Source organism: Pontibacter populi (assembly GCF_040278685.1).
Lineage (GTDB): Bacteria > Bacteroidota > Bacteroidia > Cytophagales > Hymenobacteraceae > Pontibacter > Pontibacter populi.
In genome coordinates, this window is record NZ_JBEOKT010000023.1 from 47,925 (window position 1) to 64,156 (window position 16,232).

General features: G+C 45.3%; 9 protein-coding genes. 8 read left to right on the forward strand and 1 reads right to left on the reverse strand.

The annotated features are described in order from the left end of the window. Nucleotides 1-18: 18 nt before the first annotated feature. Both ABS362_RS17815 and ABS362_RS17820 read left to right on the forward strand, forming a co-directional pair. A complete protein-coding gene (locus tag ABS362_RS17815) occupies nt 19-2,613 on the forward strand; it encodes a DUF5686 and carboxypeptidase regulatory-like domain-containing protein (protein WP_350414195.1) in 2,595 nt (864 codons plus the stop codon). A 66-nt stretch (nt 2,614-2,679) separates the two neighbouring features. Next, the gene (locus ABS362_RS17820) at nt 2,680-2,973 is read left to right on the forward strand and encodes a hypothetical protein (protein ID WP_350414197.1); all 294 of its coding nucleotides are present in this window, start codon (nt 2,680-2,682) and stop codon (nt 2,971-2,973) included. 687 nt (nt 2,974-3,660) lie between these two features. Here the strand turns inward: ABS362_RS17820 and ABS362_RS17825 are convergent. After that, nucleotides 3,661-4,611 (reverse strand): EamA family transporter, encoded by a 951-nt coding sequence (locus ABS362_RS17825; protein WP_350414198.1) that lies wholly within the window; start codon nt 4,609-4,611, stop codon nt 3,661-3,663. A 243-nt stretch (nt 4,612-4,854) separates the two neighbouring features. On the opposite strand from ABS362_RS17825, the gene ABS362_RS17830 reads away from it, so the two are divergent. From ABS362_RS17830 to ABS362_RS17855, 6 genes are all read left to right on the forward strand, one after another. Next, nucleotides 4,855-7,323, forward strand: a complete 2,469-nt coding sequence (locus ABS362_RS17830; protein WP_350414200.1) for a bifunctional UDP-N-acetylmuramoyl-tripeptide:D-alanyl-D-alanine ligase/alanine racemase — start codon at nt 4,855-4,857, stop codon at nt 7,321-7,323. A gap of 265 nt (nt 7,324-7,588) precedes the next feature. After that, nucleotides 7,589-7,837, forward strand: a complete 249-nt coding sequence (locus tag ABS362_RS17835; RefSeq protein ID WP_350414202.1) for a FeoA family protein — start codon at nt 7,589-7,591, stop codon at nt 7,835-7,837. Nucleotides 7,838-7,850: 13 nt separating this feature from the next. Then, nucleotides 7,851-10,004: a ferrous iron transport protein B gene (gene feoB / locus ABS362_RS17840; RefSeq protein WP_350414204.1), complete on the forward strand. Its 2,154-nt coding sequence runs from the start codon at nt 7,851-7,853 to the stop codon at nt 10,002-10,004. An 834-nt stretch (nt 10,005-10,838) separates the two neighbouring features. Beyond that, nucleotides 10,839-12,434, forward strand: coding sequence for a carboxypeptidase-like regulatory domain-containing protein (locus ABS362_RS17845; RefSeq protein ID WP_350414206.1), 1,596 nt, complete (start codon nt 10,839-10,841; stop codon nt 12,432-12,434). A 50-nt stretch (nt 12,435-12,484) separates the two neighbouring features. Continuing rightward, nucleotides 12,485-14,047, forward strand: a complete 1,563-nt coding sequence (locus ABS362_RS17850; RefSeq protein ID WP_350414208.1) for a TonB-dependent receptor domain-containing protein — start codon at nt 12,485-12,487, stop codon at nt 14,045-14,047. Nucleotides 14,048-14,058: 11 nt separating this feature from the next. Further along, nucleotides 14,059-15,498 carry a SusD/RagB family nutrient-binding outer membrane lipoprotein gene (locus ABS362_RS17855; RefSeq protein WP_350414211.1) on the forward strand — a complete coding sequence of 480 codons (1,440 nt, stop codon included), beginning with the start codon at nt 14,059-14,061 and terminating at the stop codon, nt 15,496-15,498. Nucleotides 15,499-16,232: the final 734 nt, after the last annotated feature.

Genomic DNA, 16,232 nt, shown 5'->3' on the forward strand with positions numbered 1-16,232 from the left:
AAGCTAATCTATTCCTGCATGCGCTTCACCTGGTTTTTGTTCCTGCTTTTATTTGTTCCGCTGTTCTGCTTTGGTGGTACCCTGCGTGGTCGCCTTACCGACGAGAACGGACAGGGCTTGCCTTTTGCCAGCATCTACATCAAAGAAACATCCAGCGGCACTGCCACCAACGAGAACGGTTACTACCAACTACAGCTCGACTCAGGCAGCTATACGCTAGAGTTTAAGTACGTGGGCTACAAAGCCAAAACGCAGGTGGTAAAAATAAACGGCCACCCCGTGGAGCTAAATGTGCAGCTTTTCCCCGAAGTGCTTAACCTGAAAGAGGTAGTAGTGCACGCTTCCGACGAAGACCCTGCTTACCCCATCATGCGCAACGCCATCCGGCTGCGGAAATACCACCTGAGCGAGGCCCTGGCCTGGAGTGCCCGCGTGTACATGAAAAGCGTGGCCCGCATGGATAAAGTGCCAAGCAAAGTGCTGGGTGTTCGGGTAGTGGATGTGGATACAGGTATCGTTTATTTGTCCGAGTCGATATCGCAGTTGCACGTGAAACGGCCAAACAAGATAAACGAGAAAGTGATCTCATCGCGGGTGAGTGGTCAGAAGAAAGGCTTCAGCTTTAACCAGGCTTCGGAAATGAATGTGAGCTTTTACGAGAACCTGCTGAAGATTGAGGGACTGAACGAACGCGGTTTTGTGTCGCCGCTGGCCAATAATGCACTATTTTATTACCGATATCAGTACCTGGGTGCGTTTGAGGAGAATGGCCGAACTATAAACAAGATAAAAGTAATGCCGCGCCGCCGTAACGATCCTGTTTTTGAGGGCATCGTGTATATAGTTGACGGCACCTGGCGCATCCATAGCACCGACCTGAAACTGACCAAACGGGCGGGCATTGAGTTCGTGGATTTTATACGCGTGCGACAAGTGTATGCGCCGGTACTGGAGCATGTCTGGATGCCGGTATCTCAGAAATTTACTTTTGAAGCAGCAGGCCTGGGCTTTAAGGGCAGAGGATATGTTACAGGTGTTTACTCCAACTATAAAGTGCAGGCTGCCTATAAAAAACCACCGGTGCTGGAAGAAGTGGAGCCCGAACCCGAAGAAACTATAGTTGCCACTGCGCAAACTCCAAAGCCCGCTCCTAAACCGCGCTTTAAAATAATAGAGCCCGAAAAAGCCGACCCACAGGACAAACCCATCCATAGCGAGAAATTATTCACGAAAGAGATCCTGTTAATTGAAGAAGATGCCAACAAACGCGACTCGCTTTACTGGGACAGGATCAGGCCTACACCACTTACCAAAGAAGAATCCAAGGATTATGTAAAGAAGGATAAGCTGGAAGCCATTAAGGAATCTAAAGTGTACCAGGACTCGCTGGACCGAATCCGGAACAAACCTACGTTTGGCAACCTGTTTTTGAGCGGCTATACTTACCGAAACAGTTACGAAGATAATTACCTGCGCTTCGATCCGATCATCAGCCCGACAAGCAATAGCATTTTGCAATATAATACCGTGGAAGGTGTAGTTGCTGATGTGCGTGTTACCTATGGCCGCCGCTACGACGACCGCCGCCGCTTTATTGTGGAACCGACGGTCCGCTATGGTTTCTCGAACGAAAAGTTTAACGCCAAACTGCGCACTGCTTATGTATATAACACCACTACCAACAGCATTGTGCAACTGGAAGGTGGCCGTTATGTAAACCAGATCAATATTAACGAGCCTATTTTACCTTTTGTGAACTCTGCGTACACGCTCGTGGCCGGTAAAAACTATATGAAACTATACCAGCGCGATTTTATAAGGCTGGCACACCGCGGCGAACTGTCAAATGGCTTGCAGCTTACCGCTAACCTGGAATATGCGCACCGCATGCCGATGGAAAACACGACATACTATAGTTTCAAAGGTACAGACCCTGAAGGTGTAAGTTCATTCACATCTAATGTGCCGGTAAGCGCAGAACTGCCCAATGCTAATTTCAATCCGCACGAAGTACTGATGGCGTCTTTCAGTTTAAGTATAAAGCCAGGGCAGCGCTATATCTCCCGTCCGAACCAGAAAATTAACCTGGACTCGAAATACCCAACTATAAGCCTGGCCTACAGAACCGGTCTAAAAATATTAGGCGGAGATATTCAGTACAGTACAGCCGCGTTGGGTGTGAGCGATGACCTGAGCTTTGGGTTGCTGGGCAGGAGTAGCTATAATGCAGCGGCAGGCGTTTTCTGGAACAAAGAGAGCATGACCCTGATGGATTACCGCCACTTTAAAGGCAACAGAACTATTTTTGCAGGCGCTTACGACGGTTTCCAGTTACTCGACTACTATCGCTATAGCACTAACAACAATTACCTGGAAGCCCATTACGAGCATCATTTCAACGGTTTCCTGTTCAATAAAATACCGCTGTTCCGCAAACTGAAATTACAGGAAGTTGTGAGCCTGAATTACCTGAATACTCAGCAATCGAGAAATTACCTGGAACTGGGTGTTGGCATAGAGCATATCTTTAAAGTGCTGCGCGTAGATTTTGTGACATCGTTCCAGGAAGGCGAGAAAGCGCGGACAGGTGTAACGATTGGACTTGGCTTCTGATAACCGGTTCAGAACTTATTGCTACTACAGCCGTTAAAAATGGCAGGAATAATAACAGAAACGACAATGAAAACGAGACTATCTATATTTAAAACAGGAGTAGCCGTAGCTTTTGCAGCCATAGTTGGTTATGGTTGCGGTCAGCAGGATACGACTATTGACGAAGACACCGGAACAGCCGACGCTATAGTTGAAGGAGACTCCTCAGCAGCCAACCTGAACAACCCGCGTCCGGCACCTATCGGCGACACATCCGTAACTGCTAACCAGGCCGACCGTTTCGGAGAAATGAACCCAAACCAGGATTCCGCAGCCCGCGCTATGGAAAAACTAGATAAGAAGAAAGAGGGAGATCAATAGCCTTAAATAGTATTATAAACTTAACAAACCAGCCTTGCTATTTACGTAGCAAGGCTGGTTTGTTTTATGGCATACTTAGTTTAATATCTGTTTCGTCATCCTGAGCGAAGTCGAGGGATCTTAAGTGTTCTATAGTTCGCTAGACCTAGCAGTGTGCGCAGCTCCTACTAGTGTCTGTACTATAGTTCGATTCTATTTCAATTCGAACCAAGCTATCTTTTCAAATTACCTCCAATCCTGGGAGCTCTACACACCTTTAGTTTCAATCTAGCTTTGGTGCCCTCTCGGCCGGGAGGCCCCGTCTTCGGGCATCGCGCTGTGCGAATCTCTTTTGCTCCTGCGTCGCAATGCCTGCGGCACCAGATATTCACAAGGCGCTCAACCCAAAGACTGAGATCTTTCTCATAGTAACCGCTGAACTAAAGTTTAAACCGTTAAGCTTCGAGTTTTATCGTGGCTGTATTTCCGTAGGGACAGGTCGCGACCTGTCCGTGGATGGACTGTAACTATAGAACTATACTTTTAACTATAGCAGTAGCAGAACAGTCCCCCTTTGAAGGGGGTAGGGGGATGACCAACATGAACTATAGAACTATAGCCAAACCATAGCTGGGGCTTAAAAACCCCCTCTCCTGTTTTGGGGAGTAGGGGCCCTCTTCAAAAGGAGAGGGCTGGGGTGAGGTAAACCTACTTAAGTATAGTTGCTGCCGAAGTTGGTGGCACCGGCATACCACTTCCGGTTTTGCGACGCTTTTTAAGGTTGATATTGTAGATAATGACCGAGATAAAGATGAGTAGATAAGCCAGTGCTTTTACCAAAGTAGTTTCCTCGTTAAAATAAATAAAGGCTATCACAAAATTCATGATCGGGTTAATATACATCAGAATACCGATGGTGCCGGATGTAAGCTCTTTTAAGGCAAACAGGTTCAGGAACAAAGGCAGCACGGTAAACAAAGCGCTCAGAATACTCACTTTCACGAAAAAACCGCCATCCAGAACTATAGTTGAGTCGCCTTTAAAGAAACTATAGAACGGGCCTATAAATATAAAAGCTAGTAGCAACTGCAACGTCAGTAGCACAATCTTATCATAAGCACGCAGAATCCGCTGCGTTATCAGGTAAAAGGCATAGCTCAATGCGATCATCAGACTAAACAATAAACTGGTCAGTTCGCCGGTTCCGATAAGTACGCAACTTATAATACTTAACCCGATAGCCAGCCACTGGTTTGGTCGTAATTCTTCTTTCAGTAATAAAAACCCAAGCACCGCTGTAAGTATGGGGCAGAGCAGATAGGAAAAAGAGCCGGTCTGTATATCGATGTGGTTGACGACGTAGATAAACGTGAGCCAGTTTATAGTTAGCAGCATGCCGCCCAGCATAGTATAAATTATAAACTGGCGCTTATCCTTATCAGCCGCGGTTTTTAATAAACTATAGGTCAGCTTTATAGCATCTCTCCGGAAGAAAACAGAAATAAACAGTAACAATGTTACCGACAACGCCACCCGGAAATAAAGTATAAGCCCGCTTGGGTACTCGGCCAGCGCCTTTAACGGAAAAGGTATAAAACCCCAGATCACAAAAGCCGCAATGCCGGCCGCATAAAAGGGATTTGCTTTAAGTAATTTCATGTAAGTATAAAAAAAGACTACAAAGGTAGTTAATTGCTGGTTTTTGATCGCTAATTGTTAAATGGCTGAATTGCTAACTCTCCAAAAGTGTATGAAGCAACATATTACGTCTCTACAACTATAACTTTCTAACTTCTAAACTCACTAACTCTTTAACTAAACACACTTTCTAACTTCCAAACTTTTTAACTTTCTAACTGAATTAACTCTTAACTTTCAACTTTTAACCATAGTACCCCGCTTATGCTCACGTTTCAGGAACTTGCAACTATAACTAATGGTGCTGTGCTGCAGTTTGTGCAGGCATTACCGGTTATGCATTTGCTTACCGACAGCCGCAAGTTGTCGCAGCCGGCGGGTACGTTGTTTTTTGCGATAAGTGGCAAGTACAACGATGGGCATAAATACCTGGCAACTTTGTATAAGCAGGGCGTAAGGCAGTTTATAGTGGAGAAAGCGCAGGATGAGAAAGGCCATAACTATAGCGCGCTTTATCCGGAGGCAAATCTGTTACTGGTAAAGGATAGCTTGCAGGCACTGCAGCAATTAGCCGCCTGGCACAGGTCTCAGTTTTCCATACCTATAGTTGGGGTAACGGGCAGTAACGGTAAAACTATAGTAAAAGAGTGGCTGGCCCAGTTGCTGAGCCCTGATGCGTTGGTGGTTAAAAGTCCGCGCAGCTATAATTCGCAGTTGGGAGTTCCGCTTTCGGTTTGGCAGCTCAACAGCAACCATACACTAGGCATTTTTGAGGCGGGCATTTCGCTGCCTGGCGAGATGGAAAAACTGCAACCCATCATCCAGCCAACTATAGGCATCTTCACCAACATCGGCACGGCCCACGACGAAGGCTTTGCCTCGCGCCAGCAAAAGGTGCAGGAAAAACTGAAGCTGTTTACGGATGTAGAGATACTCATTTACTGCACCGACTATGAACTGCTGCACAAAGAGATCCAAAACCAAACTATAAATACCTTTACCTGGAGCAGGCATCACCAAGCAGATGTAACAATAACTGCCACCACAGCTGCCGGACATAAAACGATAGTGGTGTACACGTACCGTGGCGAAAAACAACGCCTGGCTATTCCGTTTACCGACGAAGCATCTGTAGAGAATGCGCTGCACTGCCTGGCTATGCTGCTTTACCGCGAAGTACCTTTTGCCGAAATACAGGACCGGCTAGATAAGCTGCACCCGGTTGCCATGCGACTGGAAATGAAGGAAGCCATTAACGGTTGCTATCTGATAGACGATACCTATAACAATGACCTGGCTGGTCTGGCTATTGCATTGGATCTGCTGGCTAACCAACCGCAACGGGTAAAACATACCGTCATCCTTTCCGACCTTTTGGAGTCTGGTCTGTCAGAGGAAGCACTGTATAGCCAGGTGGCGACGCTTATAATGAACCGGGATATAGATAAGGTGATAGGCATCGGCCCAACTATAAGTCATCATAAATTAAAGTTCGCGGGCAAAGCTGAGTTCTATAGTAGCACCGCCGATTTCCTGGCTCAGTTTAAGGCCGATGATTTCCGGAACGAGCTGATATTAATAAAAGGCGCGCGCGTGTTTGAGTTTGAGCGGATTGTGCATGCGTTTCAGCAGAAAGTACACGGTACGGTGCTGGAAGTTAACCTCGATGCGCTGGTGCACAACCTGAATTTTTATCGCTCTAGACTTGCCCCCGATACAAAACTGATGGTAATGGTGAAAGCTTTTGCCTATGGGAGCGGAAGTTTCGAAGTGGCCAACCTGTTGCAGTTCCACAGGGTAGATTACCTGGCTGTTGCCTATGCCGATGAAGGCGTAATGCTGCGCGAGAACGGAATTACCTTACCGGTTATGGTTATGAATCCGTCGCAGGACAGCTTTGCAAAACTGCGGCAACATAACCTGGAACCTGAAATTTACTCGCTGGAGCTACTGGAGCAATACCTTAAAGACCTTCCTGATGCTACAACACGCCACCGCATCCACCTGAAACTGGATACCGGCATGCACCGCCTCGGCTTCACTCCCGAAGATTTTGAGGCGCTTTTTCCGTTGTTACAGCAATACCCGCAGATACAGGTTATCAGCACGTTCACCCACTTAGCTGGCGCCGACGAAGCCCTTCACAACGATTTTTCACAGTTGCAGATCAGTAATTTCAGAACTATGGCTGCAGAAGTGGAGGCAAGGCTAAACTATAGCGTCATCAAACATGTGCTCAATTCGGCAGGTATCGTGCGTTTCCCGGAGTACCAACTGGATATGGTTCGCCTTGGCATTGGCCTGTATGGTGTAGAAGCAACAGGCTCGGAGCAGGAAGCCCTTAAGCCGGTAAGTACACTAAAGACTACTGTGTCGCAGGTTAAAACTATAGTTAAAGGAGAAACCGTAGGTTACAGCCGCAAAGGTATTGCCGATTCAGATAAGACCATCGCAACTATAGCCATTGGGTACGCCGACGGTTACGACCGCCGCTTCAGTAACGGAGCCGGCCAGGTCATCATCAACGGTAAACGTTGCCCTATCATCGGCAATGTGTGTATGGATATGTGTATGGTTGACGTAACCGGGCTGCAGGTGAAAGCCGGCGATGAAGCCATCGTTTTCGGACCTAAACTTACCCTTACCGATATGGCCGCCCGCATCGGAACGATCCCTTACGAACTGCTAACCAACGTAAGCTCCCGCGTAAAGCGCATTTTCTTCTCGGAGTGATTTTAATTGCTGAAGGTTAAATTGTTAAGGTCAAAATCCACTTGTTTTCGACGCTAGTGCGAGCTTGTAGCTCGTACTCTACTTTTGTTGATTTTTAGTGATGCGTAAAAGCAGAGCACGATCTGCAAGCCCGCGGCAGCAAATAATTAACAATTCAACCATTTACCCTCCAACCTCCAACCATTTAGCCAAAACTTTTGCTTTAAAGATGAACACCTTGTAACTTGCGGTTGTTTATAAACAGTCTAAATAAAAGCAGCTTACGGTGCACAACAGGGTAGAAGAGCATAAAGATAAAAAGAGTGTACGCGACCTGAAAATAGGGGAGTACGGGGTAATTTGCTGCCTTAAAGATCCGGAGATGGGCCTGAAGCTCCTCGAGATGGGTTGTTTGCCAGGTACGCAGGTAAAACTGAACAGCCGTGCACCACTCGGCGATCCGATCACGATCATTGTGAATGACTACACTTTATCGCTGCGCCTGGACGAAGCTGAAACTATAATGCTGAAATAGCGCTTACATTTACATGACTGTAGTAGCCCAACCTGAAATTAAAGAAGCGCCGCAAACCGTTCTCCGGAATGCTGTAGCGCGGGTGGCGTTGGTAGGTAATCCAAATTCAGGTAAAACTTCTTTATTTAACCAGCTCACAGGCCTTAACCAAAAGGTAGGTAACTTCCCGGGTGTTACAGTAGATAAAAAAACAGGTATCTGCCAGCTAAGTGCCAACCAGAAGGTACAGATCATTGACCTGCCGGGTACCTATAGTTTATACCCGAAGTCGCTGGATGAGCGCGTGATCACTGACCTGCTCTACGATGCGTCTTCCGCTTATTATCCCGATCTTGTTATAGTTACCGCAGATGCTTCTAACCTGAAGCGCAACCTGCTGCTGTTTACGCAACTCGCCGACCTTAAAATTCCTGCTATTCTGGCCCTGAACATGGTAGATGTAGCAGAGCAGGAGGGCGTGAAGATAGATATTCCGGCCTTACATAAGGGTCTGGGTGTGCCGGTAATACCAATGAATGCCCGTAAAGGGATAGGTATTGCAGCCCTCAAGATCTTAATATCGCAGCAACTGGAGGCAACACCGGTTCAGTTTTACGAAATACCACCGGAGCAGAAACAGCTGATCGAAAGCATAAAAGCCCGCTTTGGCCTGAATACCGATTACCTGGCCCTGCACTATGCTCATCAGTACAAAAGCTTAAAGTTCCTGACCGCCGAAGAGGCCGGTTGGATAGAAGCTCTGCTGGAAACACACGGGTTTAAGTCTAATGTAGCCCAGGCCGACGAAACCATAGCCCGCTATACTTATATAAATGAGTTGCTGCTGGATGTAGTGCGCGTAGAGCGTGTAGAGAAAGACGAGAAATTCAGTAACCGCCTCGACCAGGTACTTACCCATAAAGTTTTCGGCTACCTCATCTTCCTGGCTATTCTGTTTATCGTGTTCCAGGCCATCTTTACCTGGGCCAGCTACCCCATGGACCTGATCGACCAGGGATTTACCAGCTTAAACGGGTTGATACAGGATAATTTCAGCGGCCCGCTTGTAAACCTACTAACCGAAGGTGTTATAGCCGGATTAGGGGGAGTGATGGTGTTTATTCCTCAGATCGCTATCCTGTTTGCTTTTATTGCCGTGCTGGAAGAGACAGGTTACATGGCCCGTGTTACGTTTATGATGGATAAGATCATGCGTAAGTTCGGTCTTAATGGTAAAAGCGTTGTTCCTTTAATATCGGGTGTGGCCTGTGCGGTTCCGGCTGTAATGTCGGCCCGTACTATAGAGAACTGGAAAGACAGGATGATCACCATCTTTGTAACCCCGCTTATGAGCTGTTCGGCCCGAATTCCGGTTTATACAGTTCTTATCGCACTGGTTGTTCCGGAAACATACTACCTCGGCTTCCTGAACCTGCAGGGGCTTGTGCTGATGGCCTTATACCTGATCGGTTTCCTGGCTGCTATCTTCTCTGCTTTATTATTAAAGGTAATACTAAAAGCCCGCGAGCGCAGCTACTTTATTATGGAGTTCCCGGTGTACAAAATGCCCCGCTGGAATAACGTAGGTTTAACTATAGTAGAGAAAGTAAAAGCATTCATTTTTGAAGCCGGTAAAGTAATTGTAGCCATCTCTATTATACTATGGGTGCTGGCATCGTATGGGCCGGGCAATAGTTTTGAGGCCGCTGAACAACAGGCTATAGTTGAAGCAAAGCAGCAGAACCTTTCTCAGACAGAACTGGAGAACCTGATCAGCTCCCACCAGCTCGAATCCTCTTATGCCGGTATCATTGGTAAAACAATGGAGCCTGCCATTGAGCCATTAGGTTACAACTGGAAGATCGGTATTGCGCTGCTTACCTCTTTTGCAGCCCGCGAGGTGTTCGTAGGCACCATGTCTACTATCTATAGTATAGGCGAGGAAGAGAATGTGAGTACTATAAAAAATAAGCTGATGATGGAAAAGGATAATGACGGGAAACCATATTATAACCTGGCCCGCTCTTTCTCGCTTATGGTCTTTTATCTTTTTGCTATGCAGTGTGTCAGTACCCTGGCCGTAGTGCGCCGCGAAACTAAATCCTGGATGTGGCCTTTGGCACAATTAGTATACATGAGCGGCCTGGCATATGTCATGGCCTTTATAACATACCAGGTGCTTAGCTAAAACATATACTTCCCATTATTTCCGAGATCCTCAGATCCTTCGCCAGCATGTTTGGGGAGGATCTGAGGATTTTTCATTCCCTGGCCAGAATAGGTGCTTTTTTGTTCCGGTTAGCTTGCTCTGGTGCCACAACAGCTTACAAACGGTTGATACACACCTGTATACTGTAACAGCATTTAGTAACAACAGAAGTAGCAATTGCCACATTTACTTACCCAAACTCAGAGATGTAATTCTAAAAAGGCCGTTTAAAGCCATAAAACAGCCTCTAAACGCGGAACAATACTTTGTGGTATACGTAAAATGCGAAACGACCTATAAATTTTCCTATTGTTAGGCTTGACTAATTTCGGAGTTCTTAACAGTTATTTAAGGCAGCTGTAGCGCAACATTCAGGTGCTGTAAACAAGAAATATGTATTAAATATTTGTTATAAAAGGTATTAATGCTTATAATTGAAGTGTCGCTCACTCTAAAATCAAAATAAAATATGAAACACTTTCTACACTCTACTACACTTCCCATTTTAACACTAAAGCTCTCGTAAGGCTTTATGTTACTTACCCAGGGTGCCTAACATACTAACTATTAGTAAATTATAAACTGATAGTTGACCGGTTAGAGCATTTGCGTTTTTGCCACTCACAATCAGTCAGGGTTTATAAATAGTTGCTATAACCTTATAGTTTCACTAATAAATTGGTTCGTCCTCTTTGGTTATAAAGAAGATATCACAGGCGTTAGAGAACTATGAACTATAGATTTTATGAGACACCTTTTTTACCGATTACCTATTACCAACTTTAACTTTTTTCTTATCTAAAACTAAAGCAAATGAAAAAACTTCTATTGTTGAGCTTCTTGCTTGTCTCTGTACTGGTACAGCAGGCTATGGCTCAGAGTAGGGCTGTTACCGGTAAGGTGACAGATGCCGCTACTAACCAGCCCTTACCAGGCGTATCAGTTCTGGTAAAAGGAACTACTGTAGGAACTGCCACTGGCGTGGACGGTTCATTCACACTTAACGTACCAGAAGGTGGTACAACACTTGTTTTCCGCTACATCAGCTACAAAACAGTGGAACGCGCAATCGGAAACCAGTCTACATTTAATGTGGCTTTGGAAACTGATGCCAAGCAATTGGATGAAGTTGTGGTTACAGCTCTTGGTATTGAGCGTAACAGAAACGAACTAGCCTACTCTGCACAGGAAGTAAGCGGCGAACAGCTTACACGTGCCAGAAACGAAAACGTAGTAAACTCACTTTCAGGTAAAGTTGCCGGTCTGGATATCAGAACGAACAACACAATGGGTGGTTCTACTAACGTTATCATTCGTGGTTACTCTTCACTTACTGGTAACAACCAGGCCCTTTTCGTTATTGATGGTGTGCCTGTAAGTAATGCCAACAACAACGGAACTAACCAGTCTATTGGACGTGGTGGTGCTGACTATGGTAACGCTGCAGCTGACCTTAACCCGGATAACATCGAGTCTGTGAACGTACTGAAAGGTGCAGCAGCAACTGCGCTTTACGGTTCTCGTGCGTCAAACGGTGTTATCATGATCACGACTAAAAAAGGAGCTAAAAACGCTCTTAATATAGCCGTAAACAGTGGTGTAACCTGGAGCAACATCGACAAAACAACGTATGTAAGATACCAGAAAGAGTACGGTGGTGGTTACTTCCAGGGCTTCCGCACATCTAAAGACTTAGGTAGCGGTGTAGCACCTGTTGTACGTTTCCAGGATGATGCCTCTTATGGTCCTAAATTTGATCCAAACCTGATGGTTTACCAGTGGGATGCAATCGATCCGTTACACCCTAACTTCGGTAAAACAAGACCTTGGGTAGCTGCTGAAAACGATCCGACTACATTCTTCGAAACTGGTGTTAACTCTAACCAGAGCATTGTAGTAAGCGGTGGTGGCGACAAAACAACCTTTAACTTAGGTTACACTCGTAACGACATTAAAGGTAACTTGCCTAACTCTACTATCGACAAAGACATGTTCAACTTCAGCTCTTCTTACGAAGCTACTGAGAAGTTAACAGTTTCTGCGTCAGGTAACTATACCCGCACTGTAGGTATAGGTAGATATGGTACTGGTTACAGCGGTAACAACCCTAACCAGCAGTTCAGACAGTGGTTCCAGACTAACGTGGATATGAAAGAGCAGGAAGAAGCTTACTTCAGAAACAGACAGAACATTACCTGGAACTGGAACAGCTCTAACACTGGTCCTATCTATTCTGACAACCCTTACTGGACTCAGTACGAAAACTTCTCTAACGACAGCAGAGATAACCTTTATGGTTATGCAACGGCTACTTACAAAATTACCGACTGGTTAAGCGCCATGGGTAGAGCCACTTTCAACACTACTAATGGCAGGAAGAGCGTGTTGCTGTTGGTAGTGCTGGTTTGAGCAGCTACTCTAGATTCAACAGAGATTTCAACGAGACTAACTTCGACTTAATGTTGAATTTCAACAAAGACATCTCTGAAGATCTTAGCTTTAACGGTTTATTAGGTTCTAACTTACGTAGAGAGCGTACAAGCTCAATCAGTACTGCAACAAACGGCGGCCTGGTTGTTCCAAGACTTTATGCTATCTCTAACTCAGCAAGTCCTGTTAACCCTCCAACGGAGTTCTATTCTCGCAGAGGTGTTGATGGTATCTTCGCTAACGCTAACTTCGGCTTCAAAGAAACTTACTTCGTAGAGCTTTCTGCCCGTCAGGATAAGTCTACTACACTTCCTGAAGGTGATAACACATACTTCTACCCAGCTGCCGGTGTTAACGTAGTGTTTACTAACCTGCTTGAAACTCCGTGGATGTCTCATGGTAAACTAAGAGTTAACTATGCAGAAGTAGGTAATGATGCTCAGCCTCTAAGTATCTTCGATGTGTATGACAAGCCAACCGGTTTCGGTTCAACTCCGATCTTCTCGCTTCCAAGCACTAAGAACAACCCTAACCTGAAGCCTGAGAGATCTAAGAGCTTTGAAGCTGGTATCGAGGCTGACTTCTTTAACAGCCTGTTCGGTTTCGACTTCACAGTGTATAAGTCTAATACTATCGACCAGATCATGCCAGTTAGCCAGACTGCAGCATCAGGTTACACTAACCGTTACGTAAACGCCGGTGAAGTTGAGAACAAAGGTATCGAGGTAACTGCTTTTGTTACTCCGATCCAGAACAGCGACTTTACCTGGACAATGAACTTCAACTTCGCACGTAACAGAAACGAAGTAATAAGCCTGTACGAAGATGTTCAGAACTTAACAATTGCTTCTTTCCAGGGTGGTGTTTCTCTTAACGCTGCTATTGGCCAGCCTTACGGTGTTATCCGTGGTAACGACTTCGTTTATACTAACGGTCAGAAAACTGTTGGTGAGAACGGTTACTACTTAAGATCACAGAGATCAGATCTTATCATCGGTGATCCAAACCCAGACTGGACTGGTGGTTTCAACAACAACATCACTTATAAAGGTGTATCGTTAGGCTTCCTGATCGATGTTCGTCATGGTGGCGATGTATTCTCTCTTGACCAGTGGTACGGTGAGGCAACCGGTTTATATGAGCACACTGCCGGCTTAAACGCTAAAGGAAATCCTTCTCGTCTGCCAGTTTCTGAAGGTGGTGGTGTATTGCTTCCAGGTGTTAAAGAAGATGGTACTCCTAACGACATCTATGCTGAGAACCAGGATGGTGACGGTATGACTCCTTACGGTTACGCAGCTGATAACTATGCTGGTGCTCCAAGAGCTATGTATGTGTTTGATGGTAGCTTTGTTAAGTTAAGAGAAGTAGCTCTTTCTTATGCATTACCTGAGTCAGTTATCGGAAACCTTGGTTTCGTAAAAGGTGTTGATCTTCAGCTGATCGGCCGTAACTTATGGATCATCCATAAGAACATGGAATACTCAGATCCTGAAGAAGGTCTAAGCTCAGGCAACGCTGGTAGAGGTTACCAGTCAGGTGCTTACCCGGCTGTTAAGACTTACGGCTTCAACGTTAAATTAAATTTCTAAAATAACAGAAAATGAAGAAACTTATCATATGCTTATTCTCGCTGGTGTTTATGGCATCATGCGTAGATGATCTGGACGAGTATAATATTGACCAGAAGCGAGCAACAAATGTACCGGCAGTTACCCTGTTTACCGGTGCAACCAAAAACCTGGCTGACGTACTGACAACGCCAAACGTAAACGTAAACAACTATCGTTTTTATGTTCAGCACTGGACGTCTACACAGTACCTGGATGAGCCAAGATACAACATGACCTCACGTCTGATCCCTCAGAACATTTGGAATACTTTGTATCGTGATGTGCTGAACGATCTGAAAGAAGCTAAGAGATTAGTAAATGAAGATCAGACACTTGCTGAAGGCGTGAAGCAGAACCAGTTAGCTCAGATCGAGATAATGGAGGTTTATGCGTGGTCTGTACTGGTAAACACTTTTGGTGATGTTCCTTATACTGAGGCTCTTGATCCACAGAATGCACTACCAGCTTACGATGATGCACAGACTGTTTACAACGATATCTTAGATCGTCTTGATGCTGCTGTAGCTCAGTTAGATTCTGATGCTGCAGGCTTCGGAGCAAGCGGTGATATTCTTTACGGTGGTAGCATGACAAACTGGTTGAAGTTTGGTAACTCGCTTAAGTTAAAGCTTGGAATGGTAATAGCTGATGTTAACAATGCAAGAGCGAAAGAGCTTGCTGAGTCGGCAACAGCTGCAGATGCAGGTGGTGTGATTTCAAGTAACGCTGAAAACGCTGCATTCGAATACCTGTCTGCTCCACCAAACAATAACCCGATCTCTTCTAACGTGAAAGGTCCACTTTCAACTCGTGAAGACTATGTTGCTGCAAATACGCTGGTTGACGTTATGAATGACCTGGATGACCCAAGAAGACAGTACTATTTCACTACTGTTAATGGTGAGTTCAAAGGTGGTGTATATGGTTTCCCTAACACTTATACTTCTTTCTCAACTGTAAGTGAGAAAATCGCTGATCCTACTTTCGAAGCGTTATTACTTGATTATGCTGAGGTAGAGTTCCTTCTTGCTGAAGCAGTTGAAAGAGGCTACAATGTTGGTGGTACTGCCACTGAGCATTACAACGCTGGTATTACTGCCTCTATTACTTACTGGGGTGGTTCTGCAACTGAAGCACTAGCTTACATTGCACAGCCTGAAGTTAACTATCTGACAGCTCCTGGCGACTGGAGACAGAAGATCGGTACTCAGGAGTGGATAGCTCTTTACAACCGTGGATACGATGCATGGATCACTTGGAGAAGATTAGACGCTCCAACACTTCTTCCTCCTGTAGCTGACCTTACAGTTCCTACAAGATTGATCTATCCGGTTAATGAACAGACGCTAAACCCAGATAACAACAGATCTGCGGCTACTGCCATTGGCGGAGACGAAAGCGACGTTAAACTGTGGTGGGATGTTAGATAACATAACACAAATGTTATAAAATGAAAAGGGCTGCCAGCAATGGCAGCCCTTTTTTATAAATCACACCTTAAGAAGCTATAGTTTGGGACAGAGGTTCTAGTCTTTGCTAACATTTACTATAAGGCATTTGTTGGAGCCACTGTTGGTGTTTTCACTATGGCCGTCAGGCTAAGTGTTGTTTTAAAAATTAATGCTGTTTCGGACTTCCAAGTCCGAAAGCACTCTGCCTGGGACTTCCTAGTCCCCGTAGATTAGCCTCCCTTTTATGCGGACAAGTATGTATGCAGCAGACAAAGTTTCGGCTACAGATATCCGAAACAGCAATTTAATCCACTTAGCCTGACGGCTATGGTGTTTTCACCAACAATCCAGTTATTCAATTTCGATTATCTATTGTGAAAACACGAAGCGTGGCGAAAACAAAAATCAGACAAGACACTAAACAACTTTATAGTTTATAATAAGGTAAGCCTCTAACTATAGTTTATTCTAAAAGATAGTTTAGTAATTATAAAGTAATAGTTAACTATAGACAAAAAAGGAAGGTACTATAGAATAGCTAATGCATTTAAAGATCTTACCTTCTTCTGGAACTTTGCCGGGTCCTTAAACTGTTATCACTTCACGCCCGGAGCAGCCAGGCAGGCATACCAGCTTCCGGAGCAGCCAGGCAGGCATACCAGCTTCTTTAACGGAGGCGGGCAGAAAGGGGCAGGGCACCGGAAGGGCAACAG

Bases quoted from the DNA above. Each gene is read 5' to 3' on its own strand.
- ABS362_RS17830 (WP_350414200.1), top strand. From the start codon at position 4,855: ATGCTCACGTTTCAGGAACTTGCAACTATAACTAATGGTGCTGTGCTG.
- ABS362_RS17855 (WP_350414211.1), top strand. From the start codon at position 14,059: ATGAAGAAACTTATCATATGCTTATTCTCGCTGGTGTTTATGGCATCA.
- ABS362_RS17825 (WP_350414198.1), bottom strand. From the start codon at position 4,611: ATGAAATTACTTAAAGCAAATCCCTTTTATGCGGCCGGCATTGCGGCT.
- ABS362_RS17850 (WP_350414208.1), top strand. From the start codon at position 12,485: ATGTTGAATTTCAACAAAGACATCTCTGAAGATCTTAGCTTTAACGGT.
- ABS362_RS17820 (WP_350414197.1), top strand. From the start codon at position 2,680: ATGAAAACGAGACTATCTATATTTAAAACAGGAGTAGCCGTAGCTTTT.
- ABS362_RS17845 (WP_350414206.1), top strand. From the start codon at position 10,839: ATGAAAAAACTTCTATTGTTGAGCTTCTTGCTTGTCTCTGTACTGGTA.
- ABS362_RS17815 (WP_350414195.1), top strand. From the start codon at position 19: ATGCGCTTCACCTGGTTTTTGTTCCTGCTTTTATTTGTTCCGCTGTTC.
- feoB (WP_350414204.1), top strand. From the start codon at position 7,851: ATGACTGTAGTAGCCCAACCTGAAATTAAAGAAGCGCCGCAAACCGTT.